This is a genomic window from Streptomyces sp. NPDC096048 (assembly GCF_044763415.1).
Taxonomy (GTDB): Bacteria; Actinomycetota; Actinomycetes; order Streptomycetales; family Streptomycetaceae; genus Streptomyces.
The window spans coordinates 1-16910 of sequence record NZ_JBIWGG010000011.1; the positions used below are offsets into that span (position 1 = coordinate 1).

At 71.7% G+C, this 16910-nt stretch carries 14 protein-coding genes and 1 pseudogene; 8 read left to right on the forward strand and 7 right to left on the reverse strand.

The features are described 5' to 3' along the window. The 5 genes from ACIQ6R_RS28400 to ACIQ6R_RS28420 form a co-directional block, all read left to right on the forward strand. Positions 1 to 1310: sulfate adenylyltransferase subunit 1 (locus ACIQ6R_RS28400; protein WP_404224363.1), on the forward strand; the 1310-nt coding region annotated here is incomplete at its 5' end. 266 nt (positions 1311 to 1576) lie between these two features. After that, on the forward strand, positions 1577 to 2680 hold the full coding sequence (locus ACIQ6R_RS28405) for an aliphatic sulfonate ABC transporter substrate-binding protein (RefSeq protein ID WP_404224364.1): 1104 nt from the start codon (positions 1577 to 1579) through the stop codon (positions 2678 to 2680). A 36-nt stretch (positions 2681 to 2716) separates the two neighbouring features. Continuing rightward, complete coding sequence (locus ACIQ6R_RS28410; RefSeq protein ID WP_404224366.1) at positions 2717 to 3511, forward strand: ABC transporter ATP-binding protein; 795 nt, start codon at positions 2717 to 2719, stop codon at positions 3509 to 3511. Next, complete coding sequence (locus ACIQ6R_RS28415; protein ID WP_404224367.1) at positions 3498 to 4409, forward strand: ABC transporter permease; 912 nt, start codon at positions 3498 to 3500, stop codon at positions 4407 to 4409. The genes ACIQ6R_RS28410 and ACIQ6R_RS28415 overlap by 14 nt, the downstream gene beginning before the upstream one ends. Positions 4410 to 4414: 5 nt before the next feature. Next, positions 4415 to 5158: a sirohydrochlorin chelatase gene (locus ACIQ6R_RS28420; RefSeq protein WP_404182205.1), complete on the forward strand. Its 744-nt coding sequence runs from the start codon at positions 4415 to 4417 to the stop codon at positions 5156 to 5158. A gap of 29 nt (positions 5159 to 5187) precedes the next feature. On the opposite strand, the gene ACIQ6R_RS28425 is transcribed toward ACIQ6R_RS28420, so the two are convergent. Continuing rightward, positions 5188 to 5736: a DUF1697 domain-containing protein gene (locus ACIQ6R_RS28425; RefSeq protein ID WP_404224368.1), complete on the reverse strand. Its 549-nt coding sequence runs from the start codon at positions 5734 to 5736 to the stop codon at positions 5188 to 5190. Positions 5737 to 6094: 358 nt separating this feature from the next. Between ACIQ6R_RS28425 and ACIQ6R_RS28430 the strand changes: the two genes are divergently transcribed. Next, complete coding sequence (locus tag ACIQ6R_RS28430) at positions 6095 to 8344, forward strand: MMPL family transporter (protein WP_404182199.1); 2250 nt, start codon at positions 6095 to 6097, stop codon at positions 8342 to 8344. Between the two features lie 89 nt (positions 8345 to 8433). On the opposite strand, the gene ACIQ6R_RS28435 is transcribed toward ACIQ6R_RS28430, so the two are convergent. Beyond that, complete coding sequence (locus ACIQ6R_RS28435; RefSeq protein WP_404224370.1) at positions 8434 to 9699, reverse strand: glycosyltransferase; 1266 nt, start codon at positions 9697 to 9699, stop codon at positions 8434 to 8436. Positions 9700 to 9786: 87 nt separating this feature from the next. On the opposite strand from ACIQ6R_RS28435, the pseudogene ACIQ6R_RS28440 reads away from it, so the two are divergent. Then, positions 9787 to 10055 (forward strand): annotated as a pseudogene (locus ACIQ6R_RS28440) (ErmE/ErmH/ErmO/ErmR family 23S rRNA (adenine(2058)-N(6))-methyltransferase); the annotation flags it as partial. A 194-nt stretch (positions 10056 to 10249) separates the two neighbouring features. On the opposite strand, the gene ACIQ6R_RS28445 reads toward ACIQ6R_RS28440, so the two are convergent. The 3 genes from ACIQ6R_RS28445 to ACIQ6R_RS28455 are packed head-to-tail and all read right to left on the reverse strand — an operon-like array spanning position 10250 to position 13301. Beyond that, complete coding sequence (locus tag ACIQ6R_RS28445) at positions 10250 to 11536, reverse strand: ABC transporter substrate-binding protein (RefSeq protein ID WP_404224372.1); 1287 nt, start codon at positions 11534 to 11536, stop codon at positions 10250 to 10252. Further along, on the reverse strand, positions 11536 to 12369 hold the full coding sequence (locus ACIQ6R_RS28450; protein WP_404224374.1) for a carbohydrate ABC transporter permease: 834 nt from the start codon (positions 12367 to 12369) through the stop codon (positions 11536 to 11538). Before ACIQ6R_RS28450 ends, ACIQ6R_RS28445 begins: the two co-directional genes overlap by 1 nt. Then, positions 12366 to 13301, reverse strand: coding sequence for a carbohydrate ABC transporter permease (locus ACIQ6R_RS28455; RefSeq protein WP_404224376.1), 936 nt, complete (start codon positions 13299 to 13301; stop codon positions 12366 to 12368). The genes ACIQ6R_RS28450 and ACIQ6R_RS28455 overlap by 4 nt, the downstream gene beginning before the upstream one ends. A gap of 196 nt (positions 13302 to 13497) precedes the next feature. On the opposite strand from ACIQ6R_RS28455, the gene ACIQ6R_RS28460 reads away from it, so the two are divergent. Further along, complete coding sequence (locus ACIQ6R_RS28460; RefSeq protein WP_404224377.1) at positions 13498 to 14361, forward strand: phosphotransferase enzyme family protein; 864 nt, start codon at positions 13498 to 13500, stop codon at positions 14359 to 14361. A gap of 135 nt (positions 14362 to 14496) precedes the next feature. On the opposite strand, the gene ACIQ6R_RS28465 is transcribed toward ACIQ6R_RS28460, so the two are convergent. Both ACIQ6R_RS28465 and ACIQ6R_RS28470 read right to left on the reverse strand, forming a co-directional pair. Further along, the gene (locus tag ACIQ6R_RS28465; RefSeq protein ID WP_404182181.1) at positions 14497 to 15219 is read right to left on the reverse strand and encodes a 3'-5' exonuclease; all 723 of its coding nucleotides are present in this window, start codon (positions 15217 to 15219) and stop codon (positions 14497 to 14499) included. Between the two features lie 115 nt (positions 15220 to 15334). Beyond that, on the reverse strand, positions 15335 to 16582 hold the full coding sequence (locus ACIQ6R_RS28470) for an SAV2148 family HEPN domain-containing protein (protein ID WP_403557002.1): 1248 nt from the start codon (positions 16580 to 16582) through the stop codon (positions 15335 to 15337). Between the last annotated feature and the right edge of the window lie 328 nt (positions 16583 to 16910).

Here is a 16910-nt window from a genome sequence, read left to right on the forward strand (position 1 = left end):
TGTCGGAGACCACCCTGCTGCGGTTCGCCACCGCCGGGTCCGTCGACGACGGCAAGTCCACCCTGGTCGGCCGTCTGCTGCACGACTCCAAGTCGATCCTCACCGATCAGCTGGAGGCGGTGGAGCGCGCCTCCGCGAGCCGCGGCCAGCAGGCCCCGGACCTCGCGCTGCTCACCGACGGCCTGCGGGCCGAACGCGAGCAGGGCATCACCATCGACGTGGCCTACCGCTACTTCGCCACCCCGCGCCGCCGGTTCATCCTGGCCGACACCCCCGGGCATGTGCAGTACACCCGGAACATGGTCACCGGCGCCTCCACGGCCGAGCTGACGGTGATCCTGGTCGACGCCCGCAACGGCGTCGTCGAGCAGACCCGCCGGCACGCCGCGATCGCCGCCCTGCTGCGGGTCCCGCACGTCGTCCTCGCCGTCAACAAGATGGACCTGGTCGACTACCGGGAGCCCGTGTTCGCCGCGATCGCCGAGGAGTTCACGGCGTACGCGACCGAGCTGGGCGTCCCGGAGGTCACCGCGATCCCGATCTCGGCGCTCGCCGGCGACAACGTGGTGGAACCGTCGGCGGTCATGGACTGGTACGGCGGACCGACCGTGCTCGAACACCTGGAGACCGTCCCGGTCAGCCACGACCTGGCACACTGCCACGCCCGGCTGCCCGTGCAGTACGTGATCCGGCCGCGCACCGCCGAGCACCCCGACTACCGCGGCTACGCGGGCCAGATCGCCGCCGGCACCTTCCGCGTCGGTGACGACGTCACCGTCCTGCCGTCGGGCCGCACCTCGAAGGTGTCCGGCATCGACCTGCTGGGCGAGCCCGTCGACGCGGCCTGGACACCGCAGTCGGTGACACTGCTCCTCGAGGACGACATCGACGTCTCACGCGGCGACCTGATCGTGCCCAGCAAGGACGCCCCGGCCACCACCCAGGACGTCGAGGCCACCGTCTGCCATGTCGCCGACGCGCCGCTCACCGTGGGCCACCGCGTGCTGCTCAAGCACGGCACGCGCACCGTCAAGGCGATCGTCAAGGACATCCCGGCCCGGCTCACGCTGGACGACCTGTCCCTGCACCCGCACCCCGGGCGGCTCGTCGCCAACGACATCGGCCGGGTGAAGATCCGGACGGCGGAACCGCTGCCCGCAGACTCCTACGCCGACTCCCGCCGCACCGGTTCGTTCATCCTGATCGACCCGAGCGACGGCACCACCCTCACCGCCGGCATGGCCGGCGAATCCTTCGCCACCCCGGAACCGGTCAAGGACGCGGCGGACAACGACGGGTGGGACTTCTAGGCATGGGCTCCCCCGACTCGTACTCCACGTTCGCGAAGGAGGGCGGCCGCGTCGGCTCGGGGTCCCCCCGGAGGAAGTCCGGAGGAGGCGCGACCGGCAGCGGGCAGGGCGGAGTGGCGCGATGTGCGTGCTGACGTACGCGCACCGCTCGCGCGCCCTCACCCCCCACCGCCGTAGACGCGAACCCGCCGATCCTCCGGCCACGACCTGACACCTCGGACCAACCGACAGGCGTGAGAGCCGGGCCGACGAGAGGAACACCTCCCGTGCCTGCCACCACCGCCCTGCGCCGCACTCTCGCGGCCCTGGCCGCCCTGCCGCTGCTCACCCTCGCCGGCTGCGGATACGGCTCCCAGGCCAAGGACGACGGAGGTGCCCGGATCGCCGCCGGGGCCGAGAAGATCGACGGTCTGGACTCCGTCCGGATCGGCTACTTCGGCAACGTCACCCACGCCACCGCGCTGGTCGGCAACCAGAAGGGCTTCTTCCAGAAGGAGCTGGGCGCCACCGAGGCCAAGTACGCGGCCTTCAACGCGGGCCCGTCCGAGATCGAGGCGCTGAACTCCGGCTCGATCGACATCGGCTGGATCGGCCCGTCCCCGGCGATCAACGGCTACGCCAAGTCGGAGGGCAGGAACCTGCGGATCATCGGCGGTTCGGCCTCCGGCGGGGTGAAGCTGGTGGTGAACCCCGACAAGATCAAGTCGTTGAAGGACGTCGAGGGCAAGCGCATCGCGACCCCGCAGCTGGGCAACACGCAGGACGTCGCCTTCCTCAACTGGGTCGCCGAGCAGGGCTGGAAGGTCGACGCGCAGAGCGGCAAGGGCGACGTGACGGTCGTCCGCAGCGACAACAAGGTGACTCCGGACGCCTTCGAGGCCGGTTCCGTCGACGGCGCGTGGGTGCCGGAGCCGACCGCGTCCCGGCTGGTCGCCCAGGGCGGCAAGGTGCTGCTGGACGAGTCGACGCTGTGGCCGGACGAGAAGTTCGTGATCACGAACATCATCGTGCGGCAGGAGTTCCTCGAACAGCATCCGAAGGTCGTCGAGGCGGTGCTGAAGGCCTCGGTGGACACCAACGAGTGGATCGAGGCCAACCCCGACGAGGCCAAGGCCGCGGCGAACAAGCAGCTGGAGAAGGACACCGGCAAGGCGCTGCCCGCCGACGTCCTGGACCCGGCGTGGGAGTCGATCCGGCTGACCGACGACCCGCTGGCCGCCACCCTCGACGCCCAGACGGACCACGCCGTCAAGGCGGGTCTGCTGGAACAGCCCGACCTCAAGGGCATCTACGACCTCACGCTGCTCAACAAGGTCCTCAAGGCCAAGGGCGAACCCGCGGTCGACGACGCCGGTCTCGGCGTCCAGTAGGCCCGGATCCCGACCATTTCCCAGGAGGTGACGACCATGGCCACGACCACGACCCTCGCCAAGGCCGACGAGGGCATCGAGGCGGCCTCGCACGCCGCGCGGATCGAGCACGTCTCGAAGTCGTTCGGGGGCCCCGCCGGACAGCAGCTCGTGCTGGACGACATCACCCTCGATGTCGCGCCCGGCGAGTTCGTCACCCTCCTGGGGGCATCCGGCTGCGGCAAGTCCACGCTGCTGAACCTGGTGGCGGGCCTGGACAAGCCGAGCGCCGGCGCGATCACCACGGACGGGCGGCCGGCCCTGATGTTCCAGGAGCACGCCCTGTTCCCGTGGCTGACCGCGGGCAAGAACATCGAACTCGCCCTGCGGCTGCGGGGCGTGCCCAAGTCCGAGCGCCGCGACAAGGCGGAGGAGCTGCTCGAACTCGTCCGGCTGAAGGGCGCGTACGGCAAGCGGGTGCACGAGCTGTCGGGCGGTATGCGCCAGCGGGTCGCGATGGCCCGTGCGCTCGCCCAGGAGAGCAGGCTGCTGCTGATGGACGAGCCGTTCGCGGCCCTGGACGCCATCACACGGGACGTACTGCACGACGAGCTGACCCGGATCTGGCGCGAGACGAAGCTGTCCGTCCTGTTCGTCACGCACAACGTCCGCGAGGCCGTCCGCCTCGCCGAGCGCGTGGTGCTGCTCTCCTCCCGCCCCGGACGCGTCGCCCGCCAGTGGACGGTCGGCATCCCGCATCCGCGCCGCATCGAGGACACCGCCGTGGCGGAACTGTCCGTCGAGATCACCGAAGAACTCCGTGGGGAGATCCGCCGCCATGGCCAGCACTGACACGACGCGTCCCGCCAAGGACGCGAGCGCCAAGGACGGCGGCGATCTCGCCGGACTGGAGGCGGGCCTGGACGCACTGGAGACGGTGCAGCAGGGCCGCACGCCCTTCCGGCAGACCTTCGTGGAGAAGATTCTGCCGCCGGCCGTCGCCGTCCTCCTGGTGATCGCGGTGTGGCAGGGACTCGTCTCCTTCGAGATCGTCGACGATCCGACCAAGCTGCCCGCCCCGTCCGACGTGTGGGACGTGGTGCACCAGGCCTGGCTCCAGGGCGAACTGCTCGGCTACATCTGGACCAGCGTCTCGCGCGGCCTGCTCGGCTTCTGCTTCGCCCTGCTGATCGGCACCCCGCTGGGGCTGCTGGTGGCGCGGGTGAAGTTCGTGCGCGCGGCGATCGGCCCGATCCTGTCCGGCCTCCAGTCGCTGCCGTCGGTGGCCTGGGTGCCGCCGGCCGTGATCTGGCTGGGCCTGAACAACTCGATGATGTACGCGGTCATCCTGCTCGGTGCGGTGCCGTCCATCGCCAACGGCCTGGTGTCCGGCGTCGACCAGGTGTCCCCGATCTTCCTGCGCGCGGGCCGCACGCTCGGTGCCACCGGGCTGAAGGGCACCTGGCACATCGTGCTGCCCGCCGCGCTGCCCGGCTACGTGGCGGGCCTCAAGCAGGGCTGGGCGTTCTCCTGGCGCTCGCTGATGGCCGCCGAGATCATCGCGTCCTTCCCCGACCTCGGGGTGGGCCTCGGCCAGTTGCTGGAGAACGGCCGCAACGCCAGCGACATGGCCATGGTCTTCGAGGCGATCCTCCTCATCCTGTTCGTCGGTATCGCCATCGATCTGCTGATCTTCAGCCCGCTGGAGCGGTGGGTGCTGCGCAGCCGCGGTCTGCTGGTGAGGAGCTGACGGCCATGACGTCCCCGCCGGTCCTGCTGGTCATCGCCCACGGCAGCCGCGACCCGCGGCACGCCGCGACCGTGCACGCGCTGGTCCGCCGGGTCAGGGCGGTGCGCCCGGACGTACGGGTGGAGACCGGCTTCCTGGACTTCAACGTGCCCTCGGTGCGGGGAGTGCTGGAGTCCCTGGAGACGGAGGGAGTGCGGGACGTGGTGGCGCTGCCGCTGCTGCTGACCCGCGCCTTCCACGCCAAGGCGGACATCCCGGCGGTCCTCGCGGACGCGCCGCCGCGGCTGAGGATCCGACAGGCCGAGGTGCTCGGCCCCTCGCCGTTGCTGCTGTCGGCGCTGGAGCGGCGCCTGTACGAGGCGGGCCTGACGCCCGCCGACAAGTCCTCGACCGGGGTCGTACTGGCCTCGGCGGGGTCCTCCGACCCGGAGGCGATCGCAGTGATCGCAGAAATCGCGCGGGAGTGGCGGCACACCGGTTGGTGCGCCGTGCGGCCTGCGTTCGCCTCCGCATCCCTTCCGCGCACCGAGGACGCGGTGCGCGAGCTGCGGGAGCTGGGCTGCGCGCGCGTGGCCGTGGCGCCGTACGTCCTGGCCCCCGGCTTCCTGCCGGACCGCATCGCGCGGGGCGCGGAGCGGGCGGACGTGCTGGCGGACGTCCTCGGCCCCTCGCCCGAGGTCGCGCGGGTGCTGCTGGAGCGCTACGACGAGGCGCGGGCGCCGGTGCTGGCGGCGGCGGTCGGGGCCTGACCGCCCGGCGTCGGGTCGGTCAGGCGCGGTCAGGGAGCGGTCAGCTCCACGAGTTTGACGACGGTGTTCCAGTTGCGGGTGGTGGCGACCAGGCCCTTGTTCACCCGGGGCCTGGCGAGGGCCTCGGCCAGCTTCGAGCGGCCGAGGCCGTCCGGCGCGTACAGGTACAGGACGCGGTCGCCGAGGCGGAACTCCTCGGGGAGGAAGGCCGGCCGGTCGATCGCCTCGAAGCGTTCCGCGTCGAGGGGCGCGGAGAAGTAGGTGACGTGCAGCTGCTTGGCCTCCAGGTCGGCGGCCGGGAACGGGCACGCCTCGGCGACCGCCTTCAGATAGGCGTGGTCGCGCACGATCACGTCCACCGCGAAGCCGAAGCGTTCCTCGATCGCCCGCGCCAACCCGGCGGCGAGGGAGTCCTCGTCCCCGTGGCCGGACGCGAACACGGCCTGCCCGCTCTGGAGATGAGTGCGTACGGCGTCATGGCCGAGACCCTCCAGGAGCGCCCGCAGTTCGGCCATCGGGAGCTTCTTCGCGCCGCCCACGTTGATCCCGCGCAGCAGTGCCGCGTACATCTTCGTCATGCGCACACCATAGGACGGCCGTCGTGCCCCGTGGGGGTGGGCACGACGGCCGACGTGCGCGCCACTCTCGCCGATGCGCGGGGCGCGGTTCAACCACTACACACTCCTGTGACTTATTCAACAACTCTGCGGAAAGCTCCCGTACCAGCGCCACACCCTGATCATGACTTTCGGGTAACCCCGGTAGGTGTAGGGGCCCGAGTCCTCCTCAGCGGTGAGGAACGGCGATACGGAGGGATGAGCCGACACCGTCGTACGTCACCGAAGAGGCCGACGAGATGGCTTTATGCGGGCCATACCTTCGAAGCGAGAGGTGGCGGCAGGGGGTCGTCACCGCTTCGGAGGGGGCAAGCCCGTCATGGGGAACGGAGACACACGGGTGCGGGGCATAGCCGCCCGGGCCGGCGGCTGGAGTGCCCGGCACCGATGGGCTGCCGTCGGGATCTGGGTACTGTTCGTCGTCCTGGCGATGGGGCTCGGCTCGGCGGCCGGCCGGGTCGACGTCAAGGACAGCGACCAGATGGGGGGCGAGACGCACACCGCCGCCACCATCGTCGAGGACGCCGGGATCGACGAGCCGGCCGGTGAGACCGTCCTGATCCAGGCGAAGGAGGGGTCCCTGAAGGCCACGGACGCCGAGTTCCGCGCCGCCGTCGCCGCAGTCGTCACGGCGGTGGAGGGGACCGGGAAGGTCACGGGGGTGACCACGCCGTACGAGGCCGGGACCATCTCCGAGGACGGGCACAGCGCGCTGGTGCAGTTCGACATGCGCGGCGAGGCGGACACCGCGGGCGAGCGGGTCGAGCCGGTGCTGAAGGCCGTCGAGGGCGTCCAGGAGAAGCACGAGTCGCTGCGGATCGAGGAGATCGGCGGCGCCAGCATGATGAAGACGTTCGACGACGCGTTCGGCGACGACTTCAAGAAGGCCGAGTACTCCGCGGTCCCGGTGGCCCTCGGCATCCTGCTCGTCGCGTTCGGCGCGCTGGTGGCGGCGCTGGTCCCGGTCGCGCTGGCGATCACCGCGATCATCGCGACGATGGGTCTGATGGCCCTGGTCAGCCACTTCCAGCCGATGAGCGAGACCGCCAACTCCGTGATGCTGCTGGTCGGTCTGGCCGTCGGCGTCGACTACTGCCTGTTCTATCTGCGCCGCGAGCGCGAGGAGCGGGCGGCCGGGCGGGACGCGCAGACGGCGCTCCGGATCGCCGCCGCCACCAGCGGCCGGGCGATCGTCGTCTCGGGTGTCACGGTGTGCGTGGCGATGGCGGGCATGCTGTTCACCGGCATCGCCGAGTTCGAGGCGATGGGCCTGGCCTCGCTGATGGTGGTCGCGGTCGCCATGGTCGGCTCGGTGACGGTCCTGCCCGCGCTGCTGTCCCTGCTGGGCGAGCGGGTCGAGAAGGGCCGTCTCCCGTTCCTGCGCCGGCGAGGGAGGAGCGGCGGCTCCGAGGGCAGCCGGTTCTGGACGGCCGTCCTTCGGCGCGTGCTCGCCAGGCCGCTGCTCGCCGCCGCGGTGGCGACCGGCGCGCTGCTGGCCGTAGCCGCGCCCGCCATCGGCATGAAGACGGAGAACCTCACGCTGGACCAGGAGTTCGGCGACTCGCTGCCGATCGTGCAGACGTACAACCGGGTCAACGAGGCGTTCCCGGGCGGGTCGGACCCGGCCGAGGTGGTCGTGAAGGCCGACGACATCAACGCCCCCGAGGTGCGGGCGGCGCTCGCCGACTTCCGGGAACTCGCGGTCAGTTCCGGTGCCTCGCGCGGGCCGGTCGACATCACGATGCACGACGAGCAGAACGTCGCCCTGGTCTACGTCCCGCTGGTCGGCGGCTCCGACCAGGACAAGGCGGGCGAGAGCCTGGACAAGCTGCGCGACGACGTACGGCCGGCGACGCTCGGCAAGGTCGACGGTGTCGAGGCCCCGATCACCGGGCAGGTCGCGGGGTCGAAGGACTTCAACGACCAGCTCGTCGGGTCGGTCCTCCCGGTCTTCGTGTTCGTGGTGGCCTTCGCCTTCCTGCTGATGCTGCTGTCGTTCCGCTCGCTGACGATCGCGCTCACCTCGATCGTGCTGAACCTGCTGTCGGTGGGTGCGGCGTACGGCATCCTGGTCGCCGTCTTCCAGCACGGGTGGGGTGCCTCGCTGGTGGGCGCCGAGGGCGTCGGCGCGATCATCACCTGGCTGCCGCTGTTCCTCTTCGTGATCCTGTTCGGCCTGTCGATGGACTACCACGTGTTCGTGGTCTCGCGGATCCGCGAGGCGCGGCTGCGGGGACGGACCACCAGGGACGCGATCCAGCACGGCGTGGTCACCACGGCGGGTGTCGTCACCAGCGCCGCCGTCATCATGGTCGCCGTGTTCGCCATCTTCGGCACGCTGTCCATGCAGTCCATGAAGCAGATGGGGGTGGGCCTGGCGGCGGCGGTGCTGATCGACGCGACGATCATCCGCGGTGTGCTGCTGCCGGCCGTGATGTCCCTGCTCGGCGAGCGCAACTGGTACCTGCCGAAGTGGCTGCACCGGCTCCCGGACCTGACCCACGACGAGTCGCCCGAGGCGATCGTGCCGGCGGCCCGGGACGACGAGGGCGAGCGGGTCGGGGTGTGAGCGACCGCCGCTGCGGCTGACAGGTGAAGGGCCCGTCGGTTTTGGGGAAGTCCCTGGAGCCGACGGCCCTTCGGCGTCCTCCGCCGCGGTCAGGCCCTCGCCGCCGCCAGCTCCGCCTCGATGAGGTCGGCGGCCCGCCGGGTGCCGCCCTCCTGGGCCATCTGCGCCTGGTACTCCTTCAGACGCCCGGCCACCTCCGGGTCGTCGACCAGGGCGAGGGCCGCGGTGCGCAGCGCCTCGGCGGTGGCCTCCTCGGTCGGAAGCGTGCGGGCGACGCCCAGGCCCTGGAGCATGTCGGCGTTGCCGAACTGGTCCGCGGCCTGCGGTACGGCGATCATCGGCGTGGCCGTCGCCAGGCCCTCCTGGCTGCCGCCCGCGCCCGCGTGGGTGACGAACAGGTCGGCCTGCTGGAGGATCGCCGGCTGCGGCACCCACGTGCGCACTTCCACGTTGTCCGGTACGCCACCCAGCTCGGCGGGGTCGACGTGACGGCCCACCTGGAGCACGGTGTGCCAGCCGGGCAGCTCGCCGAAGGCCCGGACGCACTCCCGGTAGAACGCGGGCCGCTTGGTGAAGGCGGACCCGAGGGAGACGAGGACGACCTTCTCGGCGCCCTCGGGACGGGTCCAGTCGCCCTCGGCGGTGCGGTCGCCCTGGCAGGCGCCGACGAAGGTGTACGTCTTCTCGTCGACCCGGTCCGCGTTGGGCTGGAGCGCCCTGGGGATCAGCACCAGGGAGCGGTCGGGGCGGCCGACGAACGGATCGGGGTGGTCGGGGATCCCGTTCTCCTCCAGCCAGGCGTGGAAGCGGGCGTAGTAGGCCTGCCCGCGCTCGGTCTTCAGCGGCTCCTCCCACATCGGCTCGCCGACCTCCTGCTCGTACCCCTCCCAGGCGACCATGCAGGGCGACAGGGAGATCACGGGCACGTCCCAACGGCGGCCCAGGACGCGGGCGGTGTAGGAGCCGATGTCGTGCAGGATCAGGTCCGGTTCGTCTCCCTCGTACGCCTCGACGAGCTGCGGGAGCGCCTGGATCGCGTCGTCGAGGAACGGCTCGACGTTGTCCAGCAGTGTGGTCCCCCACGCCTCCGGGTCGGCGTCGGGGCCGGGCAGCGTGCTGTTCCACAGCTTGGGTTCGGCCCCCGCCTCGGCGACCTTCTCCGCGAAGAGCGGCGGGATCGCGTACGTCACCCGGTGCCCTCGCGCGACGAGCTCGCGGATCACCTCCAGGCTGGGGTTCACGTGGCCGTGCGCGGCGATGGAGAACATGGCGATGTGGGCGGGAGTGGTCATGCGTCGAATGTACGCGAGACGAGACGTCTCGTGCAACATTTTTCCTCGTGCCTTCCCCCTCATGCCGACAGCTCCTCGTGCAGCCGCAGCCGGCGCGTCGGCGCGACCTCGCCGACCAGCAGACCGGGGTCGAGGCACGCGGCCCGGAACGGCCGCTGGAGCCAGCTGACGGTCCGGACCTGGCCCTGCCACGAATCGCGGCCGGCCGGCGGGCCGGACGGGTGGGCCGGTACGGCTTCCGGCCGGCGCCCCGCGTCGGCGCGGGAATCCCGCGCATCGAACGCCGCCGCACCCCGCTGCTCGCCGGCGCCGCCCACCGGAGCCGGCGGGACCTGGTCGAGCCGGGCTTCTCGGGAGTGGGCGGCTCCCCGCACGCGTCTCTGCGGCGCGCCCACCCCGGGCGCCGGGTGGACGCGGCCCTAGTCACCGGTGCGTGTGCGGGCGTACTCGAGCTGGGTGAGCAGCGTGGCGTCGGTGAGGCCGGGTGCGGTGAGGCACCGGTCGACGATGTCCGCGGTGCGCGAGAAGGGCACGTTCCCGGCGACGGAGAACGGCGTGCACGGGGGCCGGGCGGCGAGTTCCCGCCCGCCCGGCGCGAGCGCGGTCCGCGTCGTCAGCGCTGGTAGCGGGCGAGGACGAGGTTTCCGTCCTCCTCCAGGCGGTCGCGCAGTTCCGCGATGCCGATCGCTCCGCTGTAGTACTCCTGGAGTGCGGGGGTGGCCACCTTGTCCTTCCACTCGGGATAGCCACGGACGGACTGCGCGGGCGCCTGGCGCAGGTGGTCGGCGAGGGCGGTGCCCGTGGCCCAGCCGTGCTCGGCCGTGTGCAGGGCGGGGTCCTTCAGCGCCTCGGTGCCGGTGGGCAGCATCCAGTCGCCGAGGGCGAGGCGCACCATGTTGTCCGGCTGGAGGAGGAAGTCGACGAACGCGGCGGCTTCCTTCTTGTGCGGGCTGTCCTCGGCGATCGACAGGGTCTGCGGGCTGACGCCCTGGGTGAGTCCGTCGGTGCCGGCCGGGGCGGGCAGCACCTGCCAGTCGAAGCCCTCGGGTGCCTGCTGCTCGATCTGCTGGCGGTAGGAGAAGCCGAGCGGCACCATCGCGTATTTGCCCGCGAAGAAGCCGGGCAGGGTGTCGGAGCCGCCGCTGCCGAGGGTGCCGGCGGAGGCGCTGTGGTCGGTGTTGACCTGGTCGTGGATGGTGCGGGGCACCACCTGGTCGCCCTCGTCGAACCGGACGGTGACCTTCCCGTCCGCGCCGCGGTGGAACAGCCGCCCGCCGGCGGACAGGGACAGGTTGAGCGTGGCGGACACGGGTTCCTTCAGCGGCCAGGCCACGCCGTACTTCCCGTCGCCGCTCAGCCGCTTCGTCACCTGCCGGAACTCCGCCCAGGTCCAGGGGTCTTCGGGTGTCGGGATCCGGACGCCCGACTTCTTCAGCAGGTCGGCGTTGGCGATCAGGACGCGCGGTTCCTGGAGGAACGGCACGCCGTAGACGCCGTCGCCGAAAGTGACCGTCTCCCAACTGCGCTGCGGGATGTCCGACTTCAGCCGCTCGGGCAGCAGGCCGGTCAGGTCGGCCAGGTAGCCGCCGTAGGCGAAGTCCGCGAGGTCGTCGGAGGCGTCGTGGATGATGTCGGGTGCCTCGCCGCCCTCGAAGGAGGTGAGGAGCTGGTCGTGGACGCTGTCCCAGCTGCCCTGGACGTACTCGACGCGCACGTCCGGGTGGTCGGCGTTCCACTCCCGCACCAGTTCCCTGTTGGCCGCCACGGACTCGTCCTGCCAGGCAAGGGACTGGAAGCGCAGGGTGATCCGGCCGTCGTCCGCTCCGTCGCCGCCGCCCGCGCAGCCCGCGAGCAGCAGGGCGAGGGAGACGAGCAGGGTGCTGATTCTCGTAGGCGTCATCAGCTCTTCACCGCCCCGGCGAGCATGCCGCCCGTGATACGTCGCTGGATGAGGGCGAAGACCACCAGCGAGGGCAGCGTCGCGAGGAAGGCCGCCGCGGCGAGCGGGCCGAGGTCCGCGACGCCCTCGGCGCCGATGAAGTGGGTGAGGATCACCGGCAGGGTCTGTTTCTCCGGTGTCTTCAGCAGCACCAGCGCGAAGAAGAACTCGTTCCACGCGGTGATGAACGCGAACATCGCCGTCGCGACGATCCCCGGCGCGAGCAGTGGCGCGGTCACCGAGACCAGGATGCGCAGCCGTCCGGCGCCGTCGACCGCCGCCGCCTCCTCCAGTTCGGCCGGCACGGCCCGGACGTACCCGGCGAGCATCCACAGCGCGAACGGCAGCGACCACACGACGTAGACCATCACGAGTCCCGGCACGGAGTTGATCAGTTGGAGGTTCTTCAGGACCAGGAAGAGCGGGATGATCAGCAGGACGAAGGGGAAGGCCTGGCTGACCACGACCCACCCGGTGGCCGCCTTGGTGAGCCGGCCGCGGCGCCGGGCCATGACGTACGCCATCGGCGTCGCGATCACCACGGCGATCACCGCGGCTCCGAGCGCGGCGAGCAGGGAGTTGAGCGCGGCCCGCAGCAGCGGCTGCTCGTCGAAGGCCTGCCGGAAGTTGTCGAGGGTGGGGTTCTCGGGGATCCAGGTGGGGTGGAGGCTCGCGAGTTCCTGCGGCGGTTTGAACGCGGTGGAGATCAGCCAGAGGAACGGGAAGGCCAGGAAGACGAGGTACGCGAGCAGCGCGGCGTACTGGCCCACGCGGGCCCCGGTCCAGGTCCTCATGCCTCGTCACCTCCCCTGATCCGGCCGACGAGGAAGACGGCGAGCAGGATCGAGATCACGGCGACCATGACGCAGCCCATCGCCGCCGCGTAGCCGAACTGCCCGTACCGGAAGGCCTCCTCGTAGGCGAAGAGCATCGGCAGCCGGGTACGGCCGCCGGGGCCTCCGTTGGTCAGCACGTAGACCAGGGCGAAGGAGTTGAAGTTCCAGATGAGGTTGAGCGCGGTGATGGCGAGCGCGATCGGTCTGAGGGCGGGCCAGGTGACCGTGCGGAAGCGGCGCCATGCGCCGGCGCCGTCGACCGCGGCGGCCTCGTGCAGCTCGCGCGGGGTGTTCTGCAGCCCGGCGAGCAGGGCGACCGTCGTCTGCGGCATGCCGGCCCAGACGCCGACGACGATGACGGCGGGCAGAGCGGTGGCGAGGCCGCTGAGCCAGTCGCGTCCGTCGCCGAGGCCGAAGTCGCGCAGGGTCTCGTTGAGGATGCCCGCGTCCGGGTTGTAGACCAGCCGCCACATGATGCCGACGACGACCTCGGGCATCGCCCAGGGAATGATCGCCAGCGCGCGGGCCAGGAATCGCATCCGCAGGTTCTGGTTGAGCAGCAGGGCGAGGCCGAGTGCGAGCAGGAACTGCGGCACCGTCACCCCGACGGCCCACACCAGCCCGATCCTGAACGACTCCCAGAACAGCGTGTCGTGCACCAGGTCCTGGAAGTTCAGCGTGCCGACCCACTGGGTGGGCTCCGTCCGGCCCGACTGGGCGTCGGTGAACGCCAGCAGGATGCCGTAGAGCAGCGGCCCCACGCTGAGCAGCAGGATGGGGATGAGCGCGGGCAGCACGAGGAACCAGGCACCGTGGCCGGGGCCGCGCCGTGGCCGGTCCGTACCGGGCGCGCGGCGCGCCGGCTTCCGCGACTCGGTCACTGATGTCACGTAATCAGCCCCTTTGCACGGCTCGAACGGGCCTGGTCATGGTCGTGAAGGCGCCGTGCCCCGTCAAGAGCCCGCGCACACGCTCCCACCTGTGCGAATGCGACACTGGCCGACGGATGGCGGGAACCGGGCGGACATGACGGACACGACCGGACGACCGGCACCACGGACACGACCGACACGGAGGCAGGCGACGATGGACGAGGCACGGGCCCGGGAGGTGCTGGCCGCGGCAGGGGTGCTGCCCGGCCCGGCGCGGGAGGCGCGGCTGCTCGCCCTCGGCGAGAACGCGGTGTTCGCCGCCGGTGACCTGGCGGTCAAGGTGGGCCGCGACGCCGAACTCCTCGACCGGGCGCGCCGGGAACTGGCCGTCGCGGTGTGGCTGGAAGAGGCCGGCGTGCCGGCGGTGCGGGCGGCCGACCCGACGGCGCTGTTCGTCGACGGGCACCCGGTGACCGTATGGCGGCGGCTGCCCCACCCGGTGCGGCCCACCGAGCCCCGGGACGTGGCCGCGCTGCTCCGGCTGGTCCACGCGCTGCCGTCCCCCTCTTTCGAGCTGCCGCCCCGCGAACTGCTGGGCGGTGTGGAACGCTGGCTGCGGCTCGCGGGCGATGTGATCGACCCGGCGGACGCCGCGTATCTGCGCGAGCGCCGCGACGGCTTCGCGACGGCCGCCGCCGCGCTCACCCCCCACCTGACGCCCGGCCCGATCCACGGCGACGCGCTGCCCCGCAACGTGCACGTCGGCCCCGACGGGCCGGTCCTGATCGACCTGGAGACTTTCTCCGCCGACCTGCGCGAGCACGACCTGGTGGTGATGGCGCTCAGCCGGGACCGCTACGGGTTGCCCGCCGAGGCGCACGACGCCTTCACCGCGACCTACGGGTGGGACGTGCGCGAGTGGGACGGCTGTGCGGTACTGCGCGGCGCCCGGGAGACGGCCAGCTGCGCGTGGGTGGCCCAGCACGCGCCGAGCAATCCGAAGGCGCTGGCGGAGTTCGAACGCCGGGTGGCGTCGCTGCGGGACGGGGACCCGACGGTGCGGTGGTATCCGTTCTGACCGCGTGTCGCACGCCCCGGGCGGATGTTCGTGCTGACGACCGCTCGTCGCCGTTCCTTCCGACCGCGCGTCGCCATCCGGTCCGAAGGCTCGTCGCCGTCCGGTCCGAAAGGCTCGTCGCCGTCCGGTGCCCGGTCAGACCCGTTCGTCGGCCGGTTCGCGCACCGGCCACGTCCCGTCGACGACGGCCGTGGCGTCGCCCTTGCGGCGCAGGAAGCTCTGGAAGTCCGCCGCCCACTCGGCGTACCACTCGATCTGGCGCTGGTGCAGATCCGCCGGACCGAGGGACGCCACCTTGGGGTGGCGGCCGGCTATCGCGCAGGCCAGCCGGGCCGCGGCGAGGGCGTCGGCCGTGGCGTCGTGGGCGGCGTCGAGCGGCACGCCGTACTCCCGGCAGACCGCTTCGAGGTTGCGCTTGCCGCGGCGGTAGCGGTCGACGGAACGGTCGATGGTGTACGGGTCGATGACCGGGGCGGGGGCCGGGCCGCCGAGGCGGTCGCGCAGGGACGGCAGTCCGTAGCGCCGCAGTTCGGCGGAGAGGAGGGTGAGGTCGAAGGCCGCGTTGTAGGCGACGACCGGGACGCCCGTCTTCCAGTAGGCCGCGAGCACACCGGCGATGGCGTCGGCGACCTGGTCGGCGGGGCGGCCCTCGGTGGCCGCCCGCTCGTTGGTGATGCCGTGCACCGCCACCGCGTCCGCCGGGATCTCCACGCCGGGGTCGGCCAGCCACTCCCGGCGTCCTCGCGGCTCGCCGCCCATGACCTCGATCACGGCCCCCGTGACGATGCGCGCCTCGCGCGGATCGGTGCCCGTCGTCTCCAGGTCGAAGCCGATCAGCAGCTCCCGGTGCCAGCCCATGGGCGGTCCCCCTTCTTGGTGGTGCGTTCCCCCAGTGGTCTTCACCTTCCCATGGACCACTGACAATCAGAGGATCGCATTCCGCTTACGCCCGCGTCCGGCCCGGCGCCGACGCTCACGACACCGGCCGCGAATCCGCCCACATCAGCTCGAACTCCTCGCGATAGGTCGGGAATAGTCCACCTTCGTCGAGCTGGTCCGACTTCACCACCTTGCCGCCGTTACGTCCGTTCCGCAGGACGAGCACCGGCGCTTCCATCCCCCGCGTCCGGCGCAGATAGGACTGCACGACCGCGATGCCGTCGGCGCCGTCCCCGTCGACGAGGTAGGCCGTGAAGCGGGGCGTCTCGTCGAAGACCTGGATCTCGAAGGCGCCCGGGTCGCGCAGCCGGGAACGCACCCGGCGCATGTGCAGGATGTTCATCTCCACCGCGCGGCTCAGCTCGCCGCGCTTGATGCCGAGTTCGCGCTCGCGGCGCTTGATCGCGCTGGAGGCCGGGTTCAGGAAGAGCAGCCGCACCCGGCCACCGGACTCGGCCAGCCGCAGCAGGCGGCGGCCGGAGAAGTTCTGCACGAGCAGGTTGAGGCCGATACCGAGGGCGTCCACCCGCCGCGCGCCGCCGAAGAGGTCCTCCGCCGGGAACTGGCGCAGCAGCCGTACCCGGTCCGAGTGCACGGCGACCACGTCGGCGTACCGGTCGCCGACCAGGTCCTCTACCGCGTCGACCGGCAGCCGGCGCGTGGACGGCACGTCGCCGCCCGCGCCGAGCACCTCCAGCAGCCGCGCCGAGGCCCGCTCCGCCTGGTTGAGGACCGCCTCGGACAGCGCCCGGTTGCGGGAGACGACGTTGCGGGTGACCTCCAGCTCGTCCAGGGCCAGTTCCACGTCACGGCGCTCGTCCACGTACGGCTCGAAGCAGGGCCAGTGCTGCACCATCAGCTCGCGCAGCTGCGGCAGCGTGAGGAAGCTGAGGACGTTGTCGTCGGCCGGGTCCAGCAGGTAGCCCTTGCGGCGGCTGACCTCGCGGACGGCGACGGCGCGCTGCACCCACTCCTGGCCGGCGGGCCCGGCCGCGGCGACCACCCACTCGTCGCCGTGGACGGGTTCGTAGACCGGCCGCAGGACGGCGGCCACGACCGCGCGCAGCCGCTGTTCCACGAGGTTGAGCCAGATGTAGGCCCGGCCCGCCCGCTGCGCACGGGTGCGCACCTCGTGCCAGGCGTCGGTGTCCCAGTCCAGTTCCGGACCGATCGCGCCCGCGCTCATCGGCCGCGCCAGGGACACCGCACCGGGCGGGACGTCCGCGGAGTTCCCCTGGTGACCGTCGTCACCAGGAGGCAGCTCCAGCCCTCCCGAGCCCACCCGCGCACCGCCTTCCGCTCCCCCGGAGCACTACCGGGGAGTCCCCGTCCCAACGATCAAGGAAGGGTACTCCGCGAGCGGTCCGCGGTGCAGCCCGATGGACGGGCCGGTTTTCCCAACATCCTTGATCCACAAGCCCGTTCCGGTCGGCCTTACACCCGGGAGTGAGCGGATTCATAGCGGTGACACGGCCGGGTACGGGGAAGGATCCCTCGCGCCCCGCAGCGGGGCGCAAGCGGAACAGAACGCCGAAGGGTGGGTAGGAGGACGTACGTGCTAGGTGGTCACCTCACTTTCGGGGAGACTTCCCGGAGACTCGGAGCCAAGG